Origin of the sequence: Novosphingobium sp., assembly GCF_040398825.1 — a bacterium.
Taxonomy (GTDB): Bacteria; Pseudomonadota; Alphaproteobacteria; order Sphingomonadales; family Sphingomonadaceae; genus Novosphingobium.
On sequence record NZ_JBBATI010000022.1, the window covers coordinates 36,285 to 58,229 of the forward strand.

16 protein-coding genes are annotated in these 21,945 nt (G+C 64.2%); 9 read left to right on the forward strand and 7 right to left on the reverse strand.

What is annotated here, in order from left to right; all coding sequences use genetic code 11:
* Positions 1-40: 40 nt before the first annotated feature.
* From glgC to ABWP89_RS11915, 4 genes are all read right to left on the reverse strand, one after another.
* Positions 41-1,306, reverse strand: coding sequence for a glucose-1-phosphate adenylyltransferase (gene glgC / locus ABWP89_RS11900; protein ID WP_353229482.1), 1,266 nt, complete (start codon positions 1,304-1,306; stop codon positions 41-43).
* A 27-nt stretch (positions 1,307-1,333) separates the two neighbouring features.
* The gene (gene glgB / locus ABWP89_RS11905; protein ID WP_353229483.1) at positions 1,334-3,505 is read right to left on the reverse strand and encodes a 1,4-alpha-glucan branching protein GlgB; all 2,172 of its coding nucleotides are present in this window, start codon (positions 3,503-3,505) and stop codon (positions 1,334-1,336) included.
* A gap of 69 nt (positions 3,506-3,574) precedes the next feature.
* The gene (locus tag ABWP89_RS11910; protein ID WP_353229484.1) at positions 3,575-5,998 is read right to left on the reverse strand and encodes a glycogen/starch/alpha-glucan phosphorylase; all 2,424 of its coding nucleotides are present in this window, start codon (positions 5,996-5,998) and stop codon (positions 3,575-3,577) included.
* 303 nt (positions 5,999-6,301) lie between these two features.
* A complete protein-coding gene (locus tag ABWP89_RS11915) occupies positions 6,302-8,305 on the reverse strand; it encodes a TonB-dependent receptor (protein WP_353229486.1) in 2,004 nt (667 codons plus the stop codon).
* 373 nt (positions 8,306-8,678) lie between these two features.
* On the opposite strand from ABWP89_RS11915, the gene ABWP89_RS11920 reads away from it, so the two are divergent.
* The 3 genes from ABWP89_RS11920 to ABWP89_RS11930 all read left to right on the forward strand — a co-directional run bounded on the left by ABWP89_RS11920 (position 8,679) and on the right by ABWP89_RS11930 (position 11,696).
* Positions 8,679-8,882, forward strand: coding sequence for a hypothetical protein (locus ABWP89_RS11920; RefSeq protein ID WP_353229487.1), 204 nt, complete (start codon positions 8,679-8,681; stop codon positions 8,880-8,882).
* Positions 8,883-9,153: 271 nt separating this feature from the next.
* Positions 9,154-10,770, forward strand: a complete 1,617-nt coding sequence (locus ABWP89_RS11925; RefSeq protein WP_353229489.1) for an ATP-binding response regulator — start codon at positions 9,154-9,156, stop codon at positions 10,768-10,770.
* The gene (locus ABWP89_RS11930) at positions 10,767-11,696 is read left to right on the forward strand and encodes a response regulator (protein ID WP_353229490.1); all 930 of its coding nucleotides are present in this window, start codon (positions 10,767-10,769) and stop codon (positions 11,694-11,696) included. Before ABWP89_RS11925 ends, ABWP89_RS11930 begins: the two co-directional genes overlap by 4 nt.
* A gap of 43 nt (positions 11,697-11,739) precedes the next feature.
* On the opposite strand, the gene ABWP89_RS11935 is transcribed toward ABWP89_RS11930, so the two are convergent.
* Positions 11,740-12,249 carry a Rid family hydrolase gene (locus tag ABWP89_RS11935; RefSeq protein ID WP_353229491.1) on the reverse strand — a complete coding sequence of 170 codons (510 nt, stop codon included), beginning with the start codon at positions 12,247-12,249 and terminating at the stop codon, positions 11,740-11,742.
* Between the two features lie 211 nt (positions 12,250-12,460).
* Here ABWP89_RS11935 and ABWP89_RS11940 point away from each other — a divergent pair, with 211 nt between their 5' ends.
* From ABWP89_RS11940 to ABWP89_RS11955, 4 genes are all read left to right on the forward strand, one after another.
* Entirely contained in the window at positions 12,461-12,913 is a 453-nt protein-coding gene (locus ABWP89_RS11940; protein WP_353229492.1) for a c-type cytochrome, read from the forward strand.
* A 43-nt stretch (positions 12,914-12,956) separates the two neighbouring features.
* Positions 12,957-14,564 (forward strand): flavin monoamine oxidase family protein, encoded by a 1,608-nt coding sequence (locus tag ABWP89_RS11945; protein WP_353229494.1) that lies wholly within the window; start codon positions 12,957-12,959, stop codon positions 14,562-14,564.
* A 9-nt stretch (positions 14,565-14,573) separates the two neighbouring features.
* Positions 14,574-15,572, forward strand: a complete 999-nt coding sequence (locus ABWP89_RS11950; RefSeq protein ID WP_353229495.1) for an NADPH:quinone oxidoreductase family protein — start codon at positions 14,574-14,576, stop codon at positions 15,570-15,572.
* 479 nt (positions 15,573-16,051) lie between these two features.
* Entirely contained in the window at positions 16,052-17,485 is a 1,434-nt protein-coding gene (locus tag ABWP89_RS11955) for a M20/M25/M40 family metallo-hydrolase (protein WP_353229496.1), read from the forward strand.
* A gap of 160 nt (positions 17,486-17,645) precedes the next feature.
* Here the strand turns inward: ABWP89_RS11955 and ABWP89_RS11960 are convergent, their stop codons facing one another.
* Positions 17,646-18,308, reverse strand: coding sequence for a nitroreductase (locus ABWP89_RS11960; RefSeq protein WP_353229497.1), 663 nt, complete (start codon positions 18,306-18,308; stop codon positions 17,646-17,648).
* A 108-nt stretch (positions 18,309-18,416) separates the two neighbouring features.
* Complete coding sequence (gene betI, locus ABWP89_RS11965) at positions 18,417-19,031, reverse strand: transcriptional regulator BetI (RefSeq protein ID WP_353229498.1); 615 nt, start codon at positions 19,029-19,031, stop codon at positions 18,417-18,419.
* A 70-nt stretch (positions 19,032-19,101) separates the two neighbouring features.
* Here betI and ABWP89_RS11970 point away from each other — a divergent pair, with 70 nt between their 5' ends.
* Positions 19,102-20,283, forward strand: coding sequence for an aromatic ring-hydroxylating oxygenase subunit alpha (locus tag ABWP89_RS11970; RefSeq protein WP_353229499.1), 1,182 nt, complete (start codon positions 19,102-19,104; stop codon positions 20,281-20,283).
* Between the two features lie 42 nt (positions 20,284-20,325).
* Entirely contained in the window at positions 20,326-21,942 is a 1,617-nt protein-coding gene (locus ABWP89_RS11975) for a phytoene desaturase family protein (RefSeq protein WP_353229500.1), read from the forward strand.
* The last annotated feature ends 3 nt before the right edge of the window (positions 21,943-21,945 follow it).

Here is a 21,945-nt window from a genome sequence, read left to right on the forward strand (position 1 = left end):
TGTCTGCCTGTTCATGCGCTGCGATCCCGGTCCGACCCGGTCAGTCAGCCAGTTTCTGAATCATCGATTTGGTGATCAGGCACAGCCCGCTTTCGGTGCGGCGGAACCGCTGCGCGTCCAGTTCGGGATCTTCGCCGACGATCAGCCCTTCGGGGATGCGCACGCCCGAATCCAGGATCACCCGTTTCAGCCGCGCGCCGCGCCCGATGTTGCAATAGGGCAGGATTACGCCTTCTTCGACCTGGCTGAACGATCCCATCTTGACCCCGGTGAACAGCAGGCTGCGCCGCGCCAGCGCGCCTGACACGATGCAATCCTGGCTGATCAGTGATGATATCGCCATGCCGCGCCGGCCATCCTGATCGTGCACAAATTTTGCCGGGGCGGCGACGATCTGGTCAGTCCAGATCGGCCATTCGCGGTCATACATGTTAAGCTTTGGCACGGTGTCGGTCAGATCGAGATTGGCCTCGAAATAGGCATCCAGCGTGCCGACATCGCGCCAGTATTCCCCCAGCTGTTCGGCCGCGCGGATGCAGCTGTCGGTAAACCGGTGCGCGACTGCCTTGCCGTGTTTCACGATATAGGGGATCAGGTCGCTGCCGAAATCGCGCGTCGATCCGGGCGTGGCGGCATCGCGGCGCAACTGTTCAAACAGGAACCGGGTTTCGAACACATAAATGCCCATCGATGCCAGGCTGTGCGCGGGATCACCGGGAATAGTCGGCGGATCGGCCGGTTTTTCAACAAACGCGGTGATCTGGTTGTTGGTGTCCACCGCCATCACGCCAAACCCGGTGGCTTCGGCCTTTTCCACCACCAGACAGCCGATGGTAACGTCCGCACCCGAATTGACGTGCTGTTGCAACATCAATTCGTAATCCATTTTGTAGATATGGTCGCCGGCCAGAATGACCATGTATTTGGGGGCATGGCTCTCGATGATGTCGATGTTCTGGTACACCGCGTCGGCGGTGCCTTCGTACCACATCAATTCCGACACGCGCTGCGATGCGGGCAGAATGTCAAAGCTTTCGTTGCGTTCGGGGCGCATGAAATTCCACGCCCGGTTCATGTGGCGGATCAGCGAATGCGCCTTGTACTGGGTGGCGACGCCGATGCGGCGGATGCCCGAATTGAGGGCGTTCGACAGCGCAAAATCGATGATCCGGCTGACCCCGCCGAAATAGACCGCCGGTTTGGCCCGGTTGTCGGTCAATTCGCGCAAGCGGCTGCCGCGCCCCCCGGCCAGCACATAGGCCATGGCGTCACGCGCCAGCGGTTGTCCTTTGGTCCTGTCCCTCATCGTGCCCTCTCCCATTGTTCCCCGCGGTTATTTTTGCGCGCCGGTGGCCCCGGCATATTCAAACATCACTGTCGCCAGTGGTGGCAACACCACCAGCGCCGCGCCATCGCTGACAGTGACCGCGCCCAGGTTGCCCTGGCCCGATCCACCATAATGCGCGGCATCGCTGTTCAGCACTTCGCGCCACACCCCGTCGATCGGCAGCGGCAGGCGATACTGGCCGTGCAGCGTGGGGGTGAAATTGCTGACCACCGCCACCGAATTGGCACCTGGCGCCAGCCGTACCCACGCAAACACGCTGGCCAGCGCATCATCGACCACCAGCCATTGAAATCCGTCGCCTTCGCAATCGCGCGCATGCAGCGCGGGGCAACGGCGATAGGCGTGGTTCAGATCGCGCACCCACGCCTGCATGCCGGCATGGCGATGATCGCCCAACAGCTGCCAATCGAGCTCGCGCGCCTCGCTCCATTCGCGCGCCTGTGCAAATTCCTGCCCCATGAACAGCAGTTTTTTGCCCGGATAGCCCCACATCAGCCCGTAATACGCGCGCAGGGTGGCAAATTTCTGCCAGTCATCGCCGCTCATCTTGTTCAGCAGCGATCCCTTGCCGTGCACCACCTCATCATGGCTGAGCGGCAGCACAAAGTTTTCGGCAAAGGCATAGACCAGCCCGAAGGTGATCTCGTCATGGTGGTGGCGGCGATGGACGGGGTCGCGCGCCATATACTTCAGCGTGTCGTGCATGAAGCCCATGTTCCATTTGAACCCGAAACCCAGCCCGCCTTCGTGTGCCGGCTGGCACACCCCGGGCCATGACGTGCTTTCCTCGGCCACGGTCATGACACCGGCATGACGGCCATAGACCGCGCGGTTCATGTCCTGCAGAAAATGCACCGCTTCCCAGTTTTCGCGGCCGCCATCGGCGTTGGGGATCCATTCGCCCGCCTCACGCGAATAATCGCGGTACAGCATCGATGCCACCGCATCGACGCGCAACCCGTCAACATGATAGACCTCTGCCCAGAACAGCGCGTTGTTGACCAGAAACGCCTCAACCTCACGCCGCCCGAAATTGTAGATCGCGGTGTTCCAGTCCGGATGAAACCCCTGGCGCGGGTCGGCATGTTCGTACAGCGCGGTGCCGTCAAAATGCGCCAGGCCATGCGCATCGGTGGGGAAATGTGCCGGCACCCAGTCGATCAGCACGCCGATCCCGGCGCGGTGCGCGCCTTCGACAAACCGTGCAAAGCCATCGGGGCCGCCAAACCGCGCGGTCGGCGCAAACAGCCCGGTGGTCTGATAGCCCCAGCTGGGGTCATAGGGATGTTCGCTGACCGGCATGAATTCGATATGGGTAAAGCCCATGTCGACGACGTAGGGAATCAGCTGGTCGGCCAGTTCATCCCAGGTCGGGAACAGCCGGCCCGGCGGGGTGCGCCATGATCCGGGATGGACCTCGTAAATCGCAATCGCTTCACGCCGGGCATCGGTGCCGGCCCAATATTTGCGGTGCGCGGCATCGTCCCAATCGGGCTTGCCAGGGCTGGCCACGATCGACGCGGTCGCCGGTCGCAGCTCTGATGCAAACGCAAACGGATCGGCCTTCAGCGGCAGCACCGTGCCATCGGGGCCGGTAATGCGGAATTTGTACGCGCGACCCAGGCCGATGTCGGGCAGGAAAATTTCCCAGATGCCGGTATCGGTGCGCCGCCGCATCGGGTGGCGGCGGCCATCCCAATCGTTGAAATCGCCCACCACCGCCAGGCCCCGCGCATTGGGTGCCCAGACCGCAAAATGCACGCCGGTGGCGCCTTCGTGTTCGATGACATGCGCGCCCAGTTTGTCAAACAGGCGGAAATGCGTGCCTTCGCCAATCAGGAAATCATCGGTCGGGCCCAGCACCGGGCCAAATGAATAGGCATCGGTCACCCACCATTCGTGCCCGTCCCTGCGGCAGCGATAGCGCACAGGTTGGCGCGGGCCCATCACCACGCCTTCAAACAGCCCGCGCGGATCGACCAGCGTCAGCGCGCCCAGATCAGTGCCGCCCAGGCTGAACGCCTGCGCCTGCGCCGCGCCGGGCAGCACCGCGCGCGCAAAACAGCCGCCCGGACCCAGATGGAGGCCAAGCATGGCGAACGGATCGGCATGCGTTCCATTCAGCAAGGCTTCGATGGCGGTCGCCGGCGGCTGCATTGTCGTTTGTCCTCTCCTGTAACTGCACCAGTCGTCTCGCTGGCTGTCTGTTTGGCAATCGTGCTGTAGTTATACGCCCCAGATATCGCGGGCATATTCGCGGATGGTGCGATCGGATGAAAACCACCCGACATTGGCAATGTTGCGGATCGTCGCGGCGCGCCAGCCGGGCTTGTCGTTCCAGCGCGTGTCGATGCCGCGCTGCGCCGCGTGATAGCTGTCGAAATCGGCGGCGACCATGAACCAGTCGCTGTCGTACAACCCGCCCATCAGCCCGGCATAGCGATCGGGATCATCGGGGCTGAACACGCCGCTCGCTATCGCCGAAATCGCCTGCCGCAATTCACGCGAATTTTCGATGATTTCGCGCGGGTTATAGCCATTGGCGCGGGCATGCATCACCTCGTCGGCGGTCAGCCCGAAAATGGCGATATTGGCATCGCCCACGCGGTCCTTGATTTCAATATTGGCGCCATCCAGCGTGCCGATGGTCAGCGCGCCGTTCAGCGCGAATTTCATGTTGCCGGTGCCCGATGCCTCCATCCCGGCGGTGGAAATCTGTTCGGAAAGATCGGCCGCGGGGATCAGCCGTTCGGCCAGGCTGACATTGTAATTGGGCACGAACACCACTTTCAGCAGTCCGCCGACCGACGGGTCGGAATTGACGCGCCGGGCGATGTCGTTGGCCAGTTTGATGATCAGTTTGGCATTGTGATAGCTGGATGCCGCCTTGCCGCCGAAAATCTTGACACGGGGCACCCAGTCACGTTCGGGATGGCTGCGGATCTGGTCATACAGCGCGACCGTTTCAATCAGGTTGAGCAACTGGCGCTTGTATTCGTGGATGCGCTTGATCTGCACATCGAACAGCGCGTCGGGGTCCAGCCGCACCCCGGTCAATTGTTTCAGATGCGTGGCCAGCGCAACCTTGTTCGACCGCTTGACCTCGGCAATGCGTTCGCCCAGCGCGGCATCGTCGGCCAGCGCGTTAAGATCGGACAGTTTTTCGGTGTCATCCAGAAACGCATCGCCGATCGCATCCTTGATCACCGCGGTCAGGCCCGGGTTGCATTCCAGCAGCCAGCGGCGCGGGGTGACGCCATTGGTCTTGTTGTTGATGCGGGTGGGGTACAGCGCGTTGAGATCGGCGAACACCGTCGATTTCATCAGGTCAGTGTGCAGCGCGGCCACGCCATTCACGCTGTGCGCGCCGACAAACGCGAGATTGGCCATGCGCACGCGGCGTTCGCCATGTTCGTCGATCAGGCTGATCGCGGAAATCTGCTGATCGCTTAGGCCCGCCCGCCGCGCTTCGCGCAGCACGCGGCTGTTGATGGCATAGATGATCTGCATGTGCCGGGGCAGCAGCCGTTCAAACAGCGGCAGCGGCCACGATTCCAGCGCTTCGGGTAGCAGGGTGTGGTTGGTATAGCCGATCGTGCGCCGCGTCAGATCCCACGCTTCGTTGAATTCGATGCCGTGAACATCGACCATCAGCCGCATCACTTCGGCCACCGCCACCGACGGATGCGTGTCGTTGAGCTGGATCGCCGCCTTGTCGGGCAGCGTGCGGATATCGCGATGGAACTGCATGTGCCGCCGCACGATGTCCTGGATCGACGCGGCGGTGAAAAAGAATTCCTGCCGCAGCCGCAGTTCCTGCCCCGACGGGGTGTTGTCGGCCGGGTACAGCACGCGCACCAGCGCATCGGCGCGCGCCTCTTCGACCAGCGCGCCGACGTGATCGCCGGCGTTGAAACGGTCCAGCCGGATCGGATCGAGCGCGCGCGCGGTCCACAGCCGCAGCGTGTTGACCCGCTTGCCGCGCCAGCCGACGACGGGCGTGTCATAGGCGCTGGCCTCTACCTGTTCGGCGGGCAGCCATTCGACGGCATCGCCGCGGTCGACCACTTCGCCGCCAAACCCGATCAGATAGGCGCTTTCGCGGCGGGGAAATTCCCACGGGTTGCCATGGCTCAGCCAGGTTTCGGGCAGTTCAACCTGCCAGCCATCATCGATGCGCTGGCGGAACATGCCGTTTTTATACCGGATGCCATAGCCATAGGCCGGGATGCCCAGGCTGGCGAGGCTTTCCATGAAACAGGCCGCCAGCCGCCCCAGCCCGCCGTTGCCCAGCGCGGCATCGGGCTCCAGCTCCTCCAGCGCGGCCAGGTCCAGGCCGTGCTGGCGCAGCGATTTTTCCATTTCGCGGGTCAGGCCCAGGTTCGACAGCGCATCGCGCAACAACCGCCCGATCAGGAATTCCAGGCTGAGGTAATAGACCCGCTTCGCCCCGCTGGCATAGGTTTCGCGCGTCGTTTCCATCCACACGTCGATGATCGCGTCGCGCAGGGTATAGACCGTGGCGGTGTACCAGTCGTGCGGTTTGGCGGCGCGTTCGTCCTTGCCCACGCGGTGGCGCAACACATCGATGATGTGCGCATCGATCACCGCGGCTTTCGATCCGGGGTCCAGCGGGATATCAAGGCTCATGCAATGCGGCTCCTGGGCAAGCTTGGTCGTGCGCATTGGCTGCGCCCGGCCAGATCACTGGTGTTCGTGCCCGTTACCGGCATCCGCATCCCTCCTGCGCAGACCTAGGCCAGCACGTGGCGGTCGATCAAGCAGTCAAGTGGCGGCGGGGTAAAAAGACGGATGCAGACGACGCGGTTTTTGCGCGCATGCCTCCGGTTCTCCCCCCGGCCAGAGGTATCACCCCGGCGGGCCGTTGCAACAGCGCATTCGTATGGCCTGACGGTTTATGTGAACGATCACCCGGCCGGACAAGGTTTGACGTCAGGGCAACCGCGCGCGGATGCCGGCCCAGACTGTGCGCGGGGTGCCGATATCGATGGTGCCGCCCGAATTGCGGGTGACCACGCGGGCGTCGGTCAGGTTCTCCCCGCGCAGCACCAGGCTGAACGGTCCGATCAATGGCAGCGTGGCAAACGCACCCAGCGTGGTGGCCGGCGGCAGCGCGGCGGTGTTCAGGCTGTCTTCGTATGCGACACCGACATGGCGCAGCGTCAGCGCCAGGGTCCAGCCGGCGCGGGGCGTCCAGCCGGCAGTGGCGCTGGCGTTGATCCGCGCGGTCTGCGGCGGGCGCAACCCGTCATAGGCCTGGCCCGGCGCATCCATTCGCGCCACGGTATAGGCCAGCGTGGCATTCAGCGTCAGCCTGCCGGCATGCGCCTCGGTCGCGGCCTCCAGCCCGTGGGCGTGCACCGCCGGCACATTCTGGCGCAGTTGGGTGGTGGGGCTGACCGTGATGTTGGCAATGGCATTGCGGATCTCGTTGTCAAACGCAGTCAGGTGCAGCGCCACGGCGCTGGCCGGGCGCCAGTCAAACCCGCCCTCGATCCCGCGCAACCGTTCGTTGACCAGTGCCGGGTTGGCCAGGGTGGTCACCGGAAACACGCTGAACGACCGGTACAGTTCGTTCAGCGTGGGCTGACGCAGCCCGGTATAGGCCGACCCGCGCAGATCGATTGCTCCCGTCACATGCACCAGCGCGCCGCCGCGGAACGATCCGGTCCATTGGCCGCGCGCGGCATAGGCGGTATCGGTCAGTGTGGTGCCATCCAGTTTGAAGGTCTGCATACGGCCATCGCGCACCACGGTATGATCGGCGCGCGCACCGCCGGTCAGCTGCACGCTGCCCAATGTCCAGGCATGTTCGGCATAGATACCCAGGTCATCGTTGGTGCCGCCCTCACGCCGGCGGCTGGTTACCACGCCCCGGGTATAGATATCCTCGTCCTCGTGCCCGGCCAGTTCGCGCCAGTCGGCACCCAGCCGCAGCACATGGTTGCGGCCCAGCGGCGGGCGCAGCTCGATCCGGCCGCCAATCCCGCTTGACGGGGTGGCACGCTGGTTGTTGACCGGTTTGAACGTCGCTGCGCTCAGCGTCAGATTGGTGAAATCGCGCAATTGGCCATAGACCAGCGCATCGAATTGCCAGCGCCCGCGGCCGATCAGCCGTGCGCTGGCATCCTGGCCGCTCATGCCGCTGTCGGCCCCGGCAAAGCGCAGCGTCTGGCGGTCGCTGAATGCGGCGATGCGCGTCTGCAGTTCGATATCCGGCGCGACCTGCACCACGTTGCGCAATCCGATCGACCAGCTTTCATATCGCGCCCGCGCGCTGGCAGCGCTGCGCTGGCCATCGGGCGTGGTCCAGAAACCGGGTCCGCGATCCCATCGGCCCGACAATACCGCAAAACCGTTGCCCAGCCGGGGTGCGACCCCGGCGGCCACGCTGGTATCGCCGCGATCATCGACCAGCGCTTCGCCATCAAACACCCCTCGCGCATCGGGACCGGCGCTGGTCATGTCGATCGTGCCGGCCACTGCGCCTGCGCCAAACGCCCCGCTGCCGCCGCCATGAATCACACGGATCGCGGCCAGATCGGCCGGATTGATCCCGGTCAGCGGCACCGATCCGAAAAACGGATCGGCCTGCGGCACACCGTCCAGCAGCACCAGCGTGCGGCTGGCGGCATTGCCGCCCAGCCCGCGCAAGGTGAACCCGGCAGCAGACGGATTGGCCGCGCGGCTGTCGGACCGGCGAAACAGCTGCAATCCGGCGACATCGCCCAGCGCATCTTCCAACCGGCCCGATGCTGTGGTGGCGATGCGGGTGCGGTCGATCGTCGACACGTCATAGGCGCCGCTGGCGGGCAGATCGCCCAGCGGGCGCCCGGTCACCACGATTGGCGCAGGCGTGCCATCGGTCGCGGTATCGGGTTGGCCATCGGCGGCGGGCAGCGCGGCGGCGGCGGCAAGGATCAGCAGGGCAGACATCGGGTAGTACCAATCCCATCAACAACAGCGGCAGCCAGCGGCTTGCCCCGGATCATCGCTGGCCTTTGCCATGCCCCGCGGCCCGGCGCCAGATCGATTAACCGTTGCAGACAGCGTGAGCCAAACCATCCCCGTCGGTCAGGGGAGTGGCGCGGCTATCGTGAACTGTGATCAAAGTCACCCTGTCCATCTGGCCAAGCGGCGGTACGCAGGGTCTGGCCAATCGAGTCCCGCTGTCGCGTCATGGCGCGATCAGTTGGGGGTTATCCCCGGTGTAACCGCTGCGCCTGCCAAGCGGCATGGGTCAAATTGCGTATTCGCGTCGCGGCAATGCAGCATAATCTGGCATCGCAACTTATCGGAATGAGGGACGATGCGCATCCAGAAACTGATCCATGTCGAACCGGTGGTCGTGGCCAAAATGCGCTCGATTATCCACTGTCAAAAGCCAGAGGTGATTCAGAGCCATTTCGGGATCGGACTGAACACCTGGGTCAAACTGCGCGAAGGAAAGGCGATCCGCAATTCGGTTGCCCAGCGGCTGCTGCAGCGTTTGCAGCGCGACCGGGTGATCTGATCCGCGCCGCAAAAACGCGACAGGCACGGCCCGAAAGCGCGCAAAACCTGCGTTACGGGCTTGATGCAGTATCGTTTGCAGTGCACACACCCGCATACAGATAACGGCTGCGGTTAACGGGTATCCAGCCCGGATCGGAAATGCAGGCCGGATTGCGTGTGGGGTCAAACAAAACACCGATGAATGTGGCCGTACCGGCGCCTTTGCCATGTGGCCAGGCCGTGTCGTTGCTTCGTATAGCGATGGCTGCTGCCGTGCGGGACGCGCGGGCGTGACACGGGCGCGCCGCGATGTGCCTGCCGGCTTGATTCTGGCCGGCGGGTTGGGGCTGATCAGCGCGATGGTGGTCGGCGCGCGGGCACTGGCCGGCGCACGCAGCAGTCCACGCGTGTCGCCGGGACCCGCGCCGGCGGCCGCCGCCGTCGCCGGCCCAGCCGCAATCCCGCTACCCGCCGACCATGCCGTGTTACAGCGCGAACGCGATGCTGCCGATGCCGCCAACGCCGCCAAAAGCCGCTATCTGGCCAATGTCAGCCACGAAATCCGTTCTCCGCTCAACGCGATTTATGGCTACGCGCAATTGCTGGAACGCGGGTCCGCGATCGATACGGTCGATGCCGCGCGGGTGATCCGCCGCAGTGCCGAACATCTGGCCGATCTGGTGGAAGGGCTGCTGGATATCTCGCTGGTCGAAAACGGGGTAATGCGCGTGTCGTCCGACACCGTGCGGCTGCCCGCGTTCATCGATCAGGTCGATCGCATGTTCCGGCCGGCCGCCGCCGCCAAGGGGCTGGCGTTCCGCCTGGAAATCGCCGGGCGCCTGCCCGAATATGTGCGCACCGATCAAAAACGCCTGCGCCAGGCGCTGATCAATCTGGTCGCCAACGCAATCAAATACACCCATACGGGCGAAGTCGTGCTGGCGGTCCGCTATTCCGCCCAGGTCGCCACGTTCGAAGTGCGCGACACCGGTCCCGGCATCCCGCCAGAGGCGCAGGAGCGCATCTTTGCGCCATTCGACCGCGGGGTCGAAGGCGCACGCGGCGGCGGCATCGGGCTGGGCCTGCCAATCACCCGCGCGATCGTGCAGATCCTGGGCGGAGAGCTGGAACTGGACAGCGTGCCGGGCCAGGGGTCGTGTTTCCGCGTGCGGGTCATGCTGGGCGAGGTGGTCGGGCACCGTGACGGCCCGGGTGAACGGCTGGGTGTCGCGCGGCGCGTCGCGACCGGGTATCTGGGCGACCGCCGATCGATTCTGGCGGCTGATGATGATCCGCGCCAGCTGGCATTCGTGCGCCACGTGCTGTCCGAACTCGGGTTCGACGTGGTGGCGGCGGCCGATGGTGAAACCGCACTGGCGATGGCGCGGGCACAGCATTTTGATCTGGCGCTGCTGGACATTGCCATGCCCGGCTGGTCGGGCTGGGAAACCGCGGCGCGCTTGCGCAAACTGGGCGGGGCGGGCATGCGCATTGTCATGCTGTCGGCCAACGCGCACGAACGCCACGGCCCGGCTGACCCGACCGACGATGCCGCGCACGACCGCTTTCTGGTCAAACCGGTCGAAATCGATACGCTGACCGACACCATTGGCGAACTGCTGGGGCTGACCTGGACATTTGCCGCGGCCGGTCCCGACACCGGCGTGGCAGTGCCCGAACCGGCCGCGGCGGGGGATGTGATCGACCTGCCCGATGCGGCGCAGGTGCACCTGACAGCGCTGCGTGAACGCGTGCAGATTGGCCATGTGCGGGGGATCGAGACCGAAATTCGGGCGATCGAGGCGATTGTCGGCAAAGATTCACCGGCTGTGCGCCGATTTTATGACCTGCTTGACCGCTTTGACCTTGCCGGGCTGGCACGCATGCTGGAAAAGGCCCGTCCATGACCGAAGCCTTGCTCCACCGCGATACGGTGCTGGTGGTCGATGACCAGCCGGAATCGCTGCGCCTGTTGACCGACACGCTGGAAACCAGCGGGATCACCGTGCTGGTGGCCACATCGGGGCAGGGTGCGCTCGATCTGATGGCGCATGTGGTGCCCGATCTGGTGCTGATGGATGCGGTGATGCCGGGGATGGACGGGTTTGACGCCACCGTGGCGATCAAGGCCAACCCGCAATGGCGCCATGTGCCGGTGATTTTCATGACCGGGCTGACCGACCCCGAACATGTCGTCCAGGGGTTTGAATCCGGCGGCGTCGATTATGTGCGCAAACCGGTCAACGTGCATGAATTGCTGGCGCGGGTGCGCGTGCATATGGATCATGCGCGCGCGGCGCAGGCCAGCGCGGTCGGGCTGGATGCGACCGGGCGGATGATGCTGGCGACCGACCTGGCCGGGCAATTCCTGTGGTGCACGCCCCTGGCCGAACGCGCGATCGCGCGGGTTGAGGCCGGCTGGGACCGCGAACGCCGCCAGTTGCCCGATGTGGTGCGCCAGACCATCGAACGGCTGTTGCAACGCAGCGACACCCCCGGCGCCGCGCTGCGCATCGATTTTCGTAACGATGGCGATGATTTCGCGCTGGAACTGGTGCTGATCGCGCAATACCGCGAAAACGAGGTGCTGATCCGGTTGAACCAGTACGATCCGGTCGGGGATGCCGCGCGGCTGCAAGTGCGCCACGGGCTGACCGTGCGTGAGGCCGAAGTGCTGCTGTGGATCAGCTATGGCAAACCCAACGCCGACATCAGCGACGTGCTGGAAATATCGCCGCGCACGGTGCAAAAACACCTGGAACGCATTTACGAAAAGCTGGGCGTGGAAACCCGCGCCGCCGCCGCCGCGATCGCCATCCGTTCGGCGGAATAGCGATTCCTGATCCTCCCCGGAACGGGGAGGATCATGCATCCACCTACTTCTTCTTCGCGGCGATGCCCTCGATTTCGATCAGATAGTATGGCCCGGCCAGTGCCGCCACCTGAAACGCCGAACGTGCGACCGTGGTCGGGTTGTCGGCGGTGTTGAAAAACTGTTTGAATCCGGCGTTGGCGCCCGCGAAATCCAGCTTGCCCAGTTTCGGGTCGGCGGCGATGAACAGCGTCATCTTGACCAGGTCAGCCATCGTATAGCCCTTGCTTTCCAGCAGCGCCTTGATCTTGGTCAGCGTGCTGATGGTCTGCGTTTTGGTGTCGCCCAGATCGTCGAACGATTTCACTTCGGTCTTGGTGGGGTCGATCGGCGATGCCAGTTGCCCTGACAGAAAGAACAGGTCGGTGCCGGCCTTGACCTCGGCACCCTGCAGGATCAGCGGAAAGCTGGTGTTGGGGATCTTGACGACTTGCGCCAGGGCAGGGGCCGCTGGCAGCAGCGCCAGGCCGATGGCGGCGCAAAGCGCGGTTTTGATCATGGCTGGTCCGGACATGGCTGATCCTCGTGCTGGTGATGGTGCTTCGACGCCCAGTGTATCGCCGGTTTGAAAATTTGCCATTCGGGAAATCCGGGGTTTGGCTGCGCTGCAAAAAAGACGGGGTTGCCCGGGTGGGCCGTGGCTTGACAGACCCACGGCCAGGGCATTGACTGTGCCCGGGTGAAATCGTCCGTCACACGGGCAATGGGTTCAGAGAAAACGCGGCATGAACAGACGAAATCGCATGGCGCTGGCCGGCTTTGCCGCGATCACCCTGCTGGCCACAGCCACACTGGCCGATCCGGGGTTTGCCCAGGACCATTCCGGCCCGGCGACTGCCGACGCGGCAGCGGGCGACAGCGGCAAGGAGATCTTTGAACAGATCTGCCAGGCCTGCCACATGGCCGATGCCAAGGGCGGCGGAGAGGCCGGGATGCAGGTGCCCGCGCTGGCCGGCAACCCGCATCTGGCGAACAAGGATTATCCGGTTGCGGTGCTGCTGAAAGGGCGCGGTGCGATGCCGTGGTTTACCGACATCCTGACCAAACTGCAGATGGCCGCGGTGATCACGTATGTTCGCGGCCATTTCAACGCCTACAAAGACCCGGTGACCGTCGCCGATATCGATCGCGTCGGATCATCGAAGGCGCCGGTCCCCGATTGCAACTGCGGGCACTGACGCCCGATTTTCAGACCCGTTTTCCATTCCATAAGGACGCTTCATGACCGATCCCCAGTCGCCCGATCTGCACGGCCCCCCGACCCGGCGCCAATTGCTGACGATGATCGGCAAGGCGGGTGGCGCGGCGGCGCTGTATCAGGCGATGACGGTGCTGGGGCACGCCGCCGACAGCCAGTTCACCGGCCCGCCAACGCTGTCGGGGGCAAAACCGGGGGCGAGCGTGCTGGTGCTGGGCGCGGGCCTGGCCGGGATGGTGGCGGCCTATGAATTGACCAAGGCCGGCTACAAAGTGCAGATCCTGGAATTTCAGGGCCGCAGCGGCGGGCGCAATTATACCGTGCGCGGCGGCGATGTGATCACCGAACTGGGATCGACGCAGACGGTGCAATATGCGCCGGGCAACTACCTTAATCCCGGACCCTGGCGCATCCCCTATCACCACCGCACCGTGCTGCATTATTGCCAGGAGCTGGGGGTGGAGCTCGAACATTTTGCGCAGCTCAACCACAATGCGCTGATCCACCGCAAGAATGTCAATGGCGGCAAGCCGCAACCCTATCGTGACCTCACTACCGATTTCAAAGGGCACGTGGCCGAATTGCTGGCCAAATCGCTCAACGCCGGGGCGCTCGACAGCGCGGTGACGGGTGAGGACAAGGCCAAACTGCTCGAAGCGATGCGCGAATGGGGCGTGCTCGACAACTCGATGGCCTATACCAAGAGCGTGAAGGTCGGCGAACAGCGCGGCTGGGACCGGCCGCCCGGCGGCGGCGTGAACGGCGCGCCGATACCGGGTGAGGTCGGCGGCCTGCACGACACGCTGCAATCCAAAGTGTGGGAACAGATCGGTTTTTACGCCGAACACGTCATGCAGACGACGATGTTTCAGCCCAAGGGCGGGATGGACAATATCGGCAAGGCGTTTGCGGCGAAGCTGGGCAATCTGATCCGGCTGAACACCCGCGTGACCAAAGTGGCGCAGGATGACCGTGGCGTCACCGCGCAGTGGACCGATACGAAGACCGGCACCACCGGCGAAACCCGTGCCGACTGGCTGGTGTGCACGATCCCGGCGACGGTGCTGGGGCAGATGGATTTCCAGGTGTCCACCGCCAAAAAGGCCGCGATCCGGGCGCTGCCCTACAGCAATTCGGTGAAGATCGGGCTGGAGATGAAGCGGCGGTTCTGGGAAACCGACTATGCCATCTATGGCGGCCATTCGTTCACCGATCAGCCGATCGGGCTGATTTCCTATCCCAGCGGCAACTGGTTCGACAAAGGCCCGGCGGTCATCCTGGGCGCCTATCCCTATGGCGGGGTGGGTGCCTATATGCTGGCCGGGATGACGCCCGAAAAGCGTATCGCCGCCGCGCTCGATCAGGGCGCGGTGTTCCATCCGGCCGAATACAAGGCGGAATTTCGTTCGGGCGCGAGCGTGGCGTGGAACCGCATGCCGTGGATTTTGGGCTGCTGCGCCACCTGGACCGAGGACAGCCGGGCAGAACATTATCAGGACCTGGTGTCGCTGGACGGGCGGATCGTGCTCGCCGGCGAACATTGTTCCTATTACGGCTGCTGGCAGGAAGGCGCGCTGCTGTCCTCGCTCGATGCCGTGACCCGGCTGCACCAGCGTGCCAGCGCGGCCTGATCACCACCAATGACGACGATGCGCGCGCTGGAGGTGCAGGCGCTGTCGGACGATCTGTCGGGGCTGGCGCTGGTCGATCGGCCCATGCCCCGGCCCGGGGTGGACCAGGTGGTGGTGCGGATTGCGGCGGTGGCGCTCGGTTTTCCCGACTTGCTGATGACGCAAGGGTTGTATCAGGCCAAACCGCCGCTGCCATTCGTGCCCGGCATGGAATGTGCCGGCACGATTGTCGAGGTTGGCGCGGGCGCGGCTGCGGCGGGGTGGCAACCCGGTGCGCGGGTGATCGCCGCCGGGCTGACCGGCGGAGTCGCGCAATTCGGCGTGTTTGGCCACGGCGCGCTGCAAGTGCTGCCCGATACGCTGTCGTTTGCGCAAGGGGCGGCGTTGCGCGTGGGGTATCTGACCGCGTGGGTCGCGCTGTCGCGGCTGGGGCGGGCGCAGCCCGGCGAATGGCTGGTGGTGCAGGGGGCGGCGGGCGGCGTGGGGCTGGCGGCGGTCGATCTGGCGCGCGCACTGGGCCTGCGCACGATCGCGGTGGCATCGACCGCGCAAAAGCTGGCCGCGGTGCAGGCGCACGGCGCGGTCACTGCCGGTCTGGTCGGCCCGACCGGGATTCGGCAGGCGGTGCTCGACCTGACCGATGGGCGCGGCGCCGATCTGGTGTTTGACCCGGTCGGCGGCGACGTGTTTGACGAAGCCTGCCGCTATACCGCGTTTGGCGGCCGGTTGCTGGTGGTCGGGTTTGCCAGCGGGCGGATTCCCGTGGTCGGGGCCAACATCCCGTTGATCAAGGGTTTTTCGGTGATCGGCGTGCGCGCCGGGGAATATGGCCGCCGCTTTCCCGCGCACGGGGCCGAACATGGGGCGGCGATCCAGGCGCTGGCCAGTGCAGGACAGATCCGACCGCACATCCATCAGGCGGTACCGCTGGCGCAATGGCGCGACGCATACACCGCGATGCGTGACCGTCAGGTGGTCGGACGCACGGTCATTCTTCCACACGGGTGATCCGGCGCGGACAAAAAAAGAGCCGCTCGTAAACGGGCGGCTCTGAAAAGTTTGGGAGAGGATGCCCGAAAGGCCTGTCCTGTGTGTGGTTGATGGCCGTTTTACGCAAGTGCGAAACGGGCAATTGTGGTTGCAAAAAACGCATTCGTTCAATTGCCCGGTCGTTGCATGACGATCCGCCATCAGTTCGTTGAGAAAAAATTCCTTTAAAACAGTATATGCACACGTATGCGTAAATCCGGTGACGATGCCGGATTGTGCATGCGGGCGACCTATGCGCGTTTGCTTTGCCTGCCCAATGGTGCAGGCCGGGGTTTGCCGCGGCGCACATGACACGGGCCACCGCCGCTTTTTGCTGACGGCCGACGCCGGGGACGGCCCCGAATCAGCTCAGCGATCGTGCGCAATTGGCAAAGGCCTTGCCATTGCTGCGGGCAATCGGCAGCAAGCGTTACGATCAAACCCCCGGAGAGTATGTCATGACTGTACCCACCTTGTCCCGTCGCAGCGGTGTCGCGCTGCTGGCGCTGGCTGCTGCAACCGTCGCGCCCGTTGCCCACGCGCGCGCCGCCGCGGCGGCAATCCCGACCGAGGCGGAGGCATCGACCGCGCTCGACCTGGCGATGAAGGCGATTGCGATCCGGTCGGTGCGCGGCGAGGGCAACCGCACGGCAGAGGTCGCGGCGCTGATCCGCGACCGGCTGGTCGCCGGTGGCTGGGCACCTGCCGACGTGGTGATCACCCCGCGTGGCGACACCGCCACGCTGGTCGCCACCTGGGCCGGGACGGATCACACGCTGAAACCGCTGGTGCTGTCGGGGCATATGGATGTGGTTGAGGCTAAACGCGCCGATTGGCAGCGTGATCCGTTCGGCCCGGTGGTCGAGGACGGCGTGCTGTACGGGCGCGGCGCGACCGACATGAAATTTGATGGCGCGATGCTGGTGTCGGCACTGATCGATCTGCGCGCGCACGGCTTTCACCCGCGCCGCACGATTGTGGTTGCCTATTCAGGTGACGAAGAAACCGTGATGGCCACCAGCGCCGCGCTGGCCAACGAGCTCAAGGGCGCGGAAATGGTCGTCAACGTCGATGGCGGCGGCGGCGTGTTTGCCGATGGCACCGACAAGCCGATCTATTGGACGTGGGATGGCGCAGAAAAGGCCTATGGTGATTACAAGCTGGAAGTGACCAATCCCGGCGGGCACAGTTCTGCGCCGCGCACCGAAAACGCCATCGTGCAATTGGCCCAGGCGCTGGTCAAAGTGGGCTCATACCACTTCGCTGCCGAGCTGAACCCGATTACCAAGGCGTGGTTTGAGCGTGCTGCCGCGTTTGAGGCCAATCCTGCCACCGCCACCGCGATGCGCGCCTTTGCGGCAAATCCGGCTGACATGGCGGCGCTCGCGGTGCTGCGCACCAGGCCCGAACTGGTGGGCAAAGCTGGCACGACCTGTGTGCCCACGCTGGTATCGGGCGGGCATGCCGAAAACGCGTTGCCGCAACGCGCCACGGCCAACATCAATTGCCGCATCTTTCCCGGCCACAGCCGCGAAGCGATCCTGGCCGAGTTGCAATCGGTGATCGGCGCTGACGTGGTGAAGGTCACCGATGTGACCGATGGTTCGATCAGCTCGCCCGCGTCACCGATGCGCGCCGACTTTGTCACCGCAGCTGAAAAGGCGATCCGCGCCGCATGGGGCAAGGATATCACCGCGATCCCGATGCAGGAATCAGGCGCATCGGATTCGATGTTCTATCGTGCGCTGGGGGTGCCTGCCTATAACGCCAGCCCGACCTTTACCCGCCGCAATGAACAATTCAGCCACGGGCTGAATGAACGCGTGCGGCTGGTCAACATCAAGCCGGCGCTGACCTATTACTTCAACCTGATCCCCGATCTGACGAAGTAAACCACCCAGCCCCTCTCCCCAAAAAAGCCCCTCCCCTAAGGGGAGGGGTTGGGGAGGGGTTTACGACGCCCGAGCCGTAGCGAACCCCCGCTACCTGGCACCACCCCCTCCCGACCTCCCCCTTAAAAGGGGGAGGGGCGGTAAGTGCGGGGCGACCGGCTTATTCAAACCCCAGGAACGTCACCTGCTCGCTCAACGGCACGCGTTCACGCGCGAAACTGTTGACCGGTGCGTCTTCATCGCGCCAACCGATGGCCATCCCGCAAAACAGCATGGTGTCATCCGACAGGCCCAGGTGCGTTTTGATGGTGCGGCCGTAATTGCCCATGTATTCCTGCGGGCAGCTGTCCAGCCCTTCGCCGCGCAGCAGCAGCATGATCGTCTGCAGCCACATGCCGACATCCGACCACTGCGGTTCCTTCATGAATTTGGGGAAATGGCACAGCAGCAGCACCGGTGCGCCGAACGACACCAGATTGGCGCGGGTGAAATCGGTGCGCGCCTCTTTGTCGGCGCGCGGGATGGCCAGCGCGCCATACATTGCCGCGCCAACCGCCTGCAGCCGGGGCAGGTATTTCGGGCTTTGACCGGGCGCGGCCCAGTCATATTCCAGCGGGTCATCGGGCTGGGCGGCCAGCAGCACCTCCTGCAATGCCTTCAGCGGCGCGCCGGTCAGCACCACGGCCTCCCACGGTTGATAGTTGCACCCCGACGGTGTCATCCGCGCCTGGTCCAGCACGCGCTCGATCGTTGCGTACGGCACCGGGGTATCGTGAAATTCGCGCACGGAACGGCGCGTGGCAACGGCTTCGGCAATATTCATGGTCTCTCCCGACGATAACGCGTGCAAAGGGTTGCTGTGCGCGTGCGGCACAGTGCAGCGCGCACTGATATTCACCCGCGCGCGAATGGCAATGGCTGATTTAACCGCTTAACTGATCAGGCTGTCGATCTGGTCACGCGCGATACGGCTGGCCTCTTCGCCGCTAAAGCAGCCGGGCGACAGGCACAGTTCCAGCCACAATCCATCGACGAGCGCCGCCAGCGCGATCGCTGCCAGCCGCAGCCGCGCCGGTGCCACCCCGCAGTCCGCCAGCAGATCGGTCAGCCGCGCGCGGAAAGCGGCATATTGGTCGTCGTGCTGGCGCGCGATGTCGGTGTGCGCGGTCACCAGGCTCCAGAACGCGATCCAGGTTGCGAGCAGCGCGCGATCGGCAATTGGCGGGGCAAAGCTGGCAGTAACGAACGCATCCAGGCGCGCGCGCGGATCGGTCCCGGCTGCGGCCAGTGCCCCATCCATGGCGGCGGTGACCGTGGCATCGATATCGGCATAGGCCGCCGCGATCAGCGCATCGATCCCGGTGAAATAGTGGGTGATCAACCCGGGCGACACCTGCGCCTCCCGCGCGATCATGCGCACGCTGGTGCCGGCGGCGCCTTCGCGCGCCAGCACGCGGGTGGTGGCGTGGATCAGGCTTTGCCGGCGGACATCCGGTTCGGAACGGCGTGGGCCGGGCGCGGAGGCTGATGCAGCGGAATTGGTCACTTGAACATTTCACCAGTTATTGTACGTTCGTGCAACAGGCCTGTTGCGGGCGCGGTGTAAGGGTTCCGTCATGGCCGACTTTTCCCATGCTTTCCACGAAATCGAATCGGGTGCACCCGATCCCGATGCCGACTGGAGCCTGCCTGGCTGGATCTACACCGATCCCGAATTTCTCCAGTTGGAAATCGACCGCATCATCCGTCCGTCGTGGCAGATCGTGTGCCACACCAGCGATCTGCCCAATCCAGGCGACTGGCGCGCGATCGACTATATCGGCGAAAGCGTGATCGCGGTGCGCGGGCACGATGGCGTGATTCGCGCCTTTGCCAATGTCTGCCGCCACCGCGCGATGCGGCTGGTCGAAGGGCCGGCCGGCTGTGCCAGGAAATTCATTTGCCCCTATCACGCCTGGGCGTTTGAAACCGACGGCCGGCTGACCGGGGTGCCGATGAAGGCCGATTATCCGGCGCTGCGGCTGGAGGATAACGGGCTGTCGCCGGTCGCGCTGGAAGTGTGGCGCGGGTTCGTGTTCGTGCGGCTGGCCGATGCCGGGTTTCCCAGCGTGGCGGCAATGATGGCGCCGTTCGAGGATGAAATCGAACCCTACCGGTTTGAAGACATGCGCTGCATTTCCGATATCCGGCTGCGGCCGCGCGCACTCAACTGGAAAAACCTGGGCGACAATTATTCCGACAATCTGCACATTCCGGTCGCGCACGACGGCCTGGTGCGGATTTTCGGCAAAAGCTATCAGATCGGCGCGCAGGACTGGGCCGACCGGTTGAAGGGCGATCTGGTCGATCAGCCATCGGACCGGTTCTGGGAACGGTTTTACCAGACCCACCTGCCGCACCAGCCGCACCTGCCCGAGGTAGCGCAGCGCCGCTGGCTCTATTACAAGCTGTGGCCCAACATGGCGTTCGACATCTATGCGGACCAGATTGATTTCATGCAGTGGATTCCGACCGGGCCAACCACCTGCGAATTGCGCGAAATGGCCTATGCGCTGCCTGATTCCAGCCGCATCATGAAACTGGTGCGCTATGCCAACGGGCGCATCAACCGGGTCGTCAACGCCGAAGATACGTGGCTGATCGAACGCGTGCAGCAGGGCATGGCCAGCCACAGCTATGGCGCCGGCCCGATCGGCCGCAGTGAAGTGTGCCTGCGCAGTTTTGCCCGCAAGATCCGCACGCTGATCCCCGAAGCCCGCCTGCACCAAGCCCCGCCCAAAGGGTGGAGCACCCCCTGATCCTGCCCGGATCGGGAACGACACACGACAATGGAGAAATCGATGACCAACCGCTACGACGCGATCATCATTGGCGGCGGGCACAATGGCCTGACTTGCGCGTTTTATCTCGCCAAAGCGGGGATGCGCGTGCGCGTGCTGGAACGCCGGCACATCGTCGGCGGCGCCGCGGTGACCGAGGAATTCCACCCCGGTTTCCGCAATTCCACCGCCAGCTACACCGTCAGCCTGTTGCGGCCGCAAGTGATCGCCGACATGAAGCTGCACGATCGCGGCTATCGCGTGCTGGAACGCACGATTTCCAATTTCTTCCCGTTTGCCGATACGTATCTGAAACTGGGCGGCGGCGCCGATCGCACGCGCGCCGAATTTGCGCGGTTTTCGCAAAAGGATGCCGATGCCTATCCGCGCTATGACGCGGCGCTGGAAAAGGTCGCGCAAGTCCTTCGTGACATCGCGTTGCAGACCCCACCCAACGTCGGCGGCGGATTTTCCGCGCTGGCGGCCGCGGCCAAACAGGGCTGGCCCCTGGCGAAAATGGATCTGACCACACAGCGCGACCTGCTGGATATTTTTACCAAATCGGCGCGCGATTACCTCGATGGCTGGTACGAGGATGACCATGTCAAATCGGCGTTCGCGTTCGATGCGGTGGTCGGCAATTTCGCCGGGGTATCGACCGCGGGTTCGGCCTATGTCCTGCTGCACCACGTGTTTGGCGAAGTGAACGGCAAGATGGGCGCGTGGGGCCATGCGGTGGGCGGCATGGGCGCCATCACCCAGGCGATGGCGGCGGCCTGCCTGGAATATGGTGTGGAAATCAGCCTGGAATCGCCAGTCGACAAAGTGCTCGTCAACAATGGCAAGGCGCAAGGGGTCAAGCTGGTCGGCGGCGAGGAGCTTTATGCGCCGATCATCGCCGCCAACGTCGGCCCGGCCATGCTGTACCGCCAGATGGTTGACGCGAGCGACCTTGATGATGATTTCCGCCGCCGTATCAAGGGTTTCAAGACCGGATCGGGCACGTTCCGGATGAATGTCGCGCTGTCGGAACTGCCCAGCTTCACCGTGCTGCCGGGCAAGGACAAGGCAGAACACCACACCGCCGGCATCATCATCGCGCCGGGCCTGGATTACATGGACAAGGCGTTTGATGATGCCAAGGCGCATGGCTGGTCAAAACAGCCGATCGTCGAAATCAAGATCCCGTCCACCGTCGATGACAGCCTGGCCCCCCCGGGCGCACATGTCGCCAGCCTGTTCTGCCAGCAGTTTTCACCCGAATTGCCGAACGGGCAAAGCTGGGACGATGTGCGCGAGGATGTTGCCGACCTGATCATCAACACCATCGACGCGCATGCCCCCAATTTCAAATCCAGCGTGATCGCGCGCCAGATTCATTCCCCGCTGGATCTGGAGCGCAAATTCGGCCTGATCGGTGGCGACATCTTTCACGGCAACATGGGGCTGGATCAGCTGTGGGCGGCGCGCCCGGTGCTGGGCAATGGCGATTACCGATCCCCGATCAAGGGGCTGTACATGTGCGGATCGGGCACGCATCCCGGCGGCGGCGTGACCGGCGCCCCCGGCCACAACGCCGCACACGAAATCATCCGCGACCGGTCCATCCTGTGGAAGGCGCTGCACCGGCGGAAGTAATTA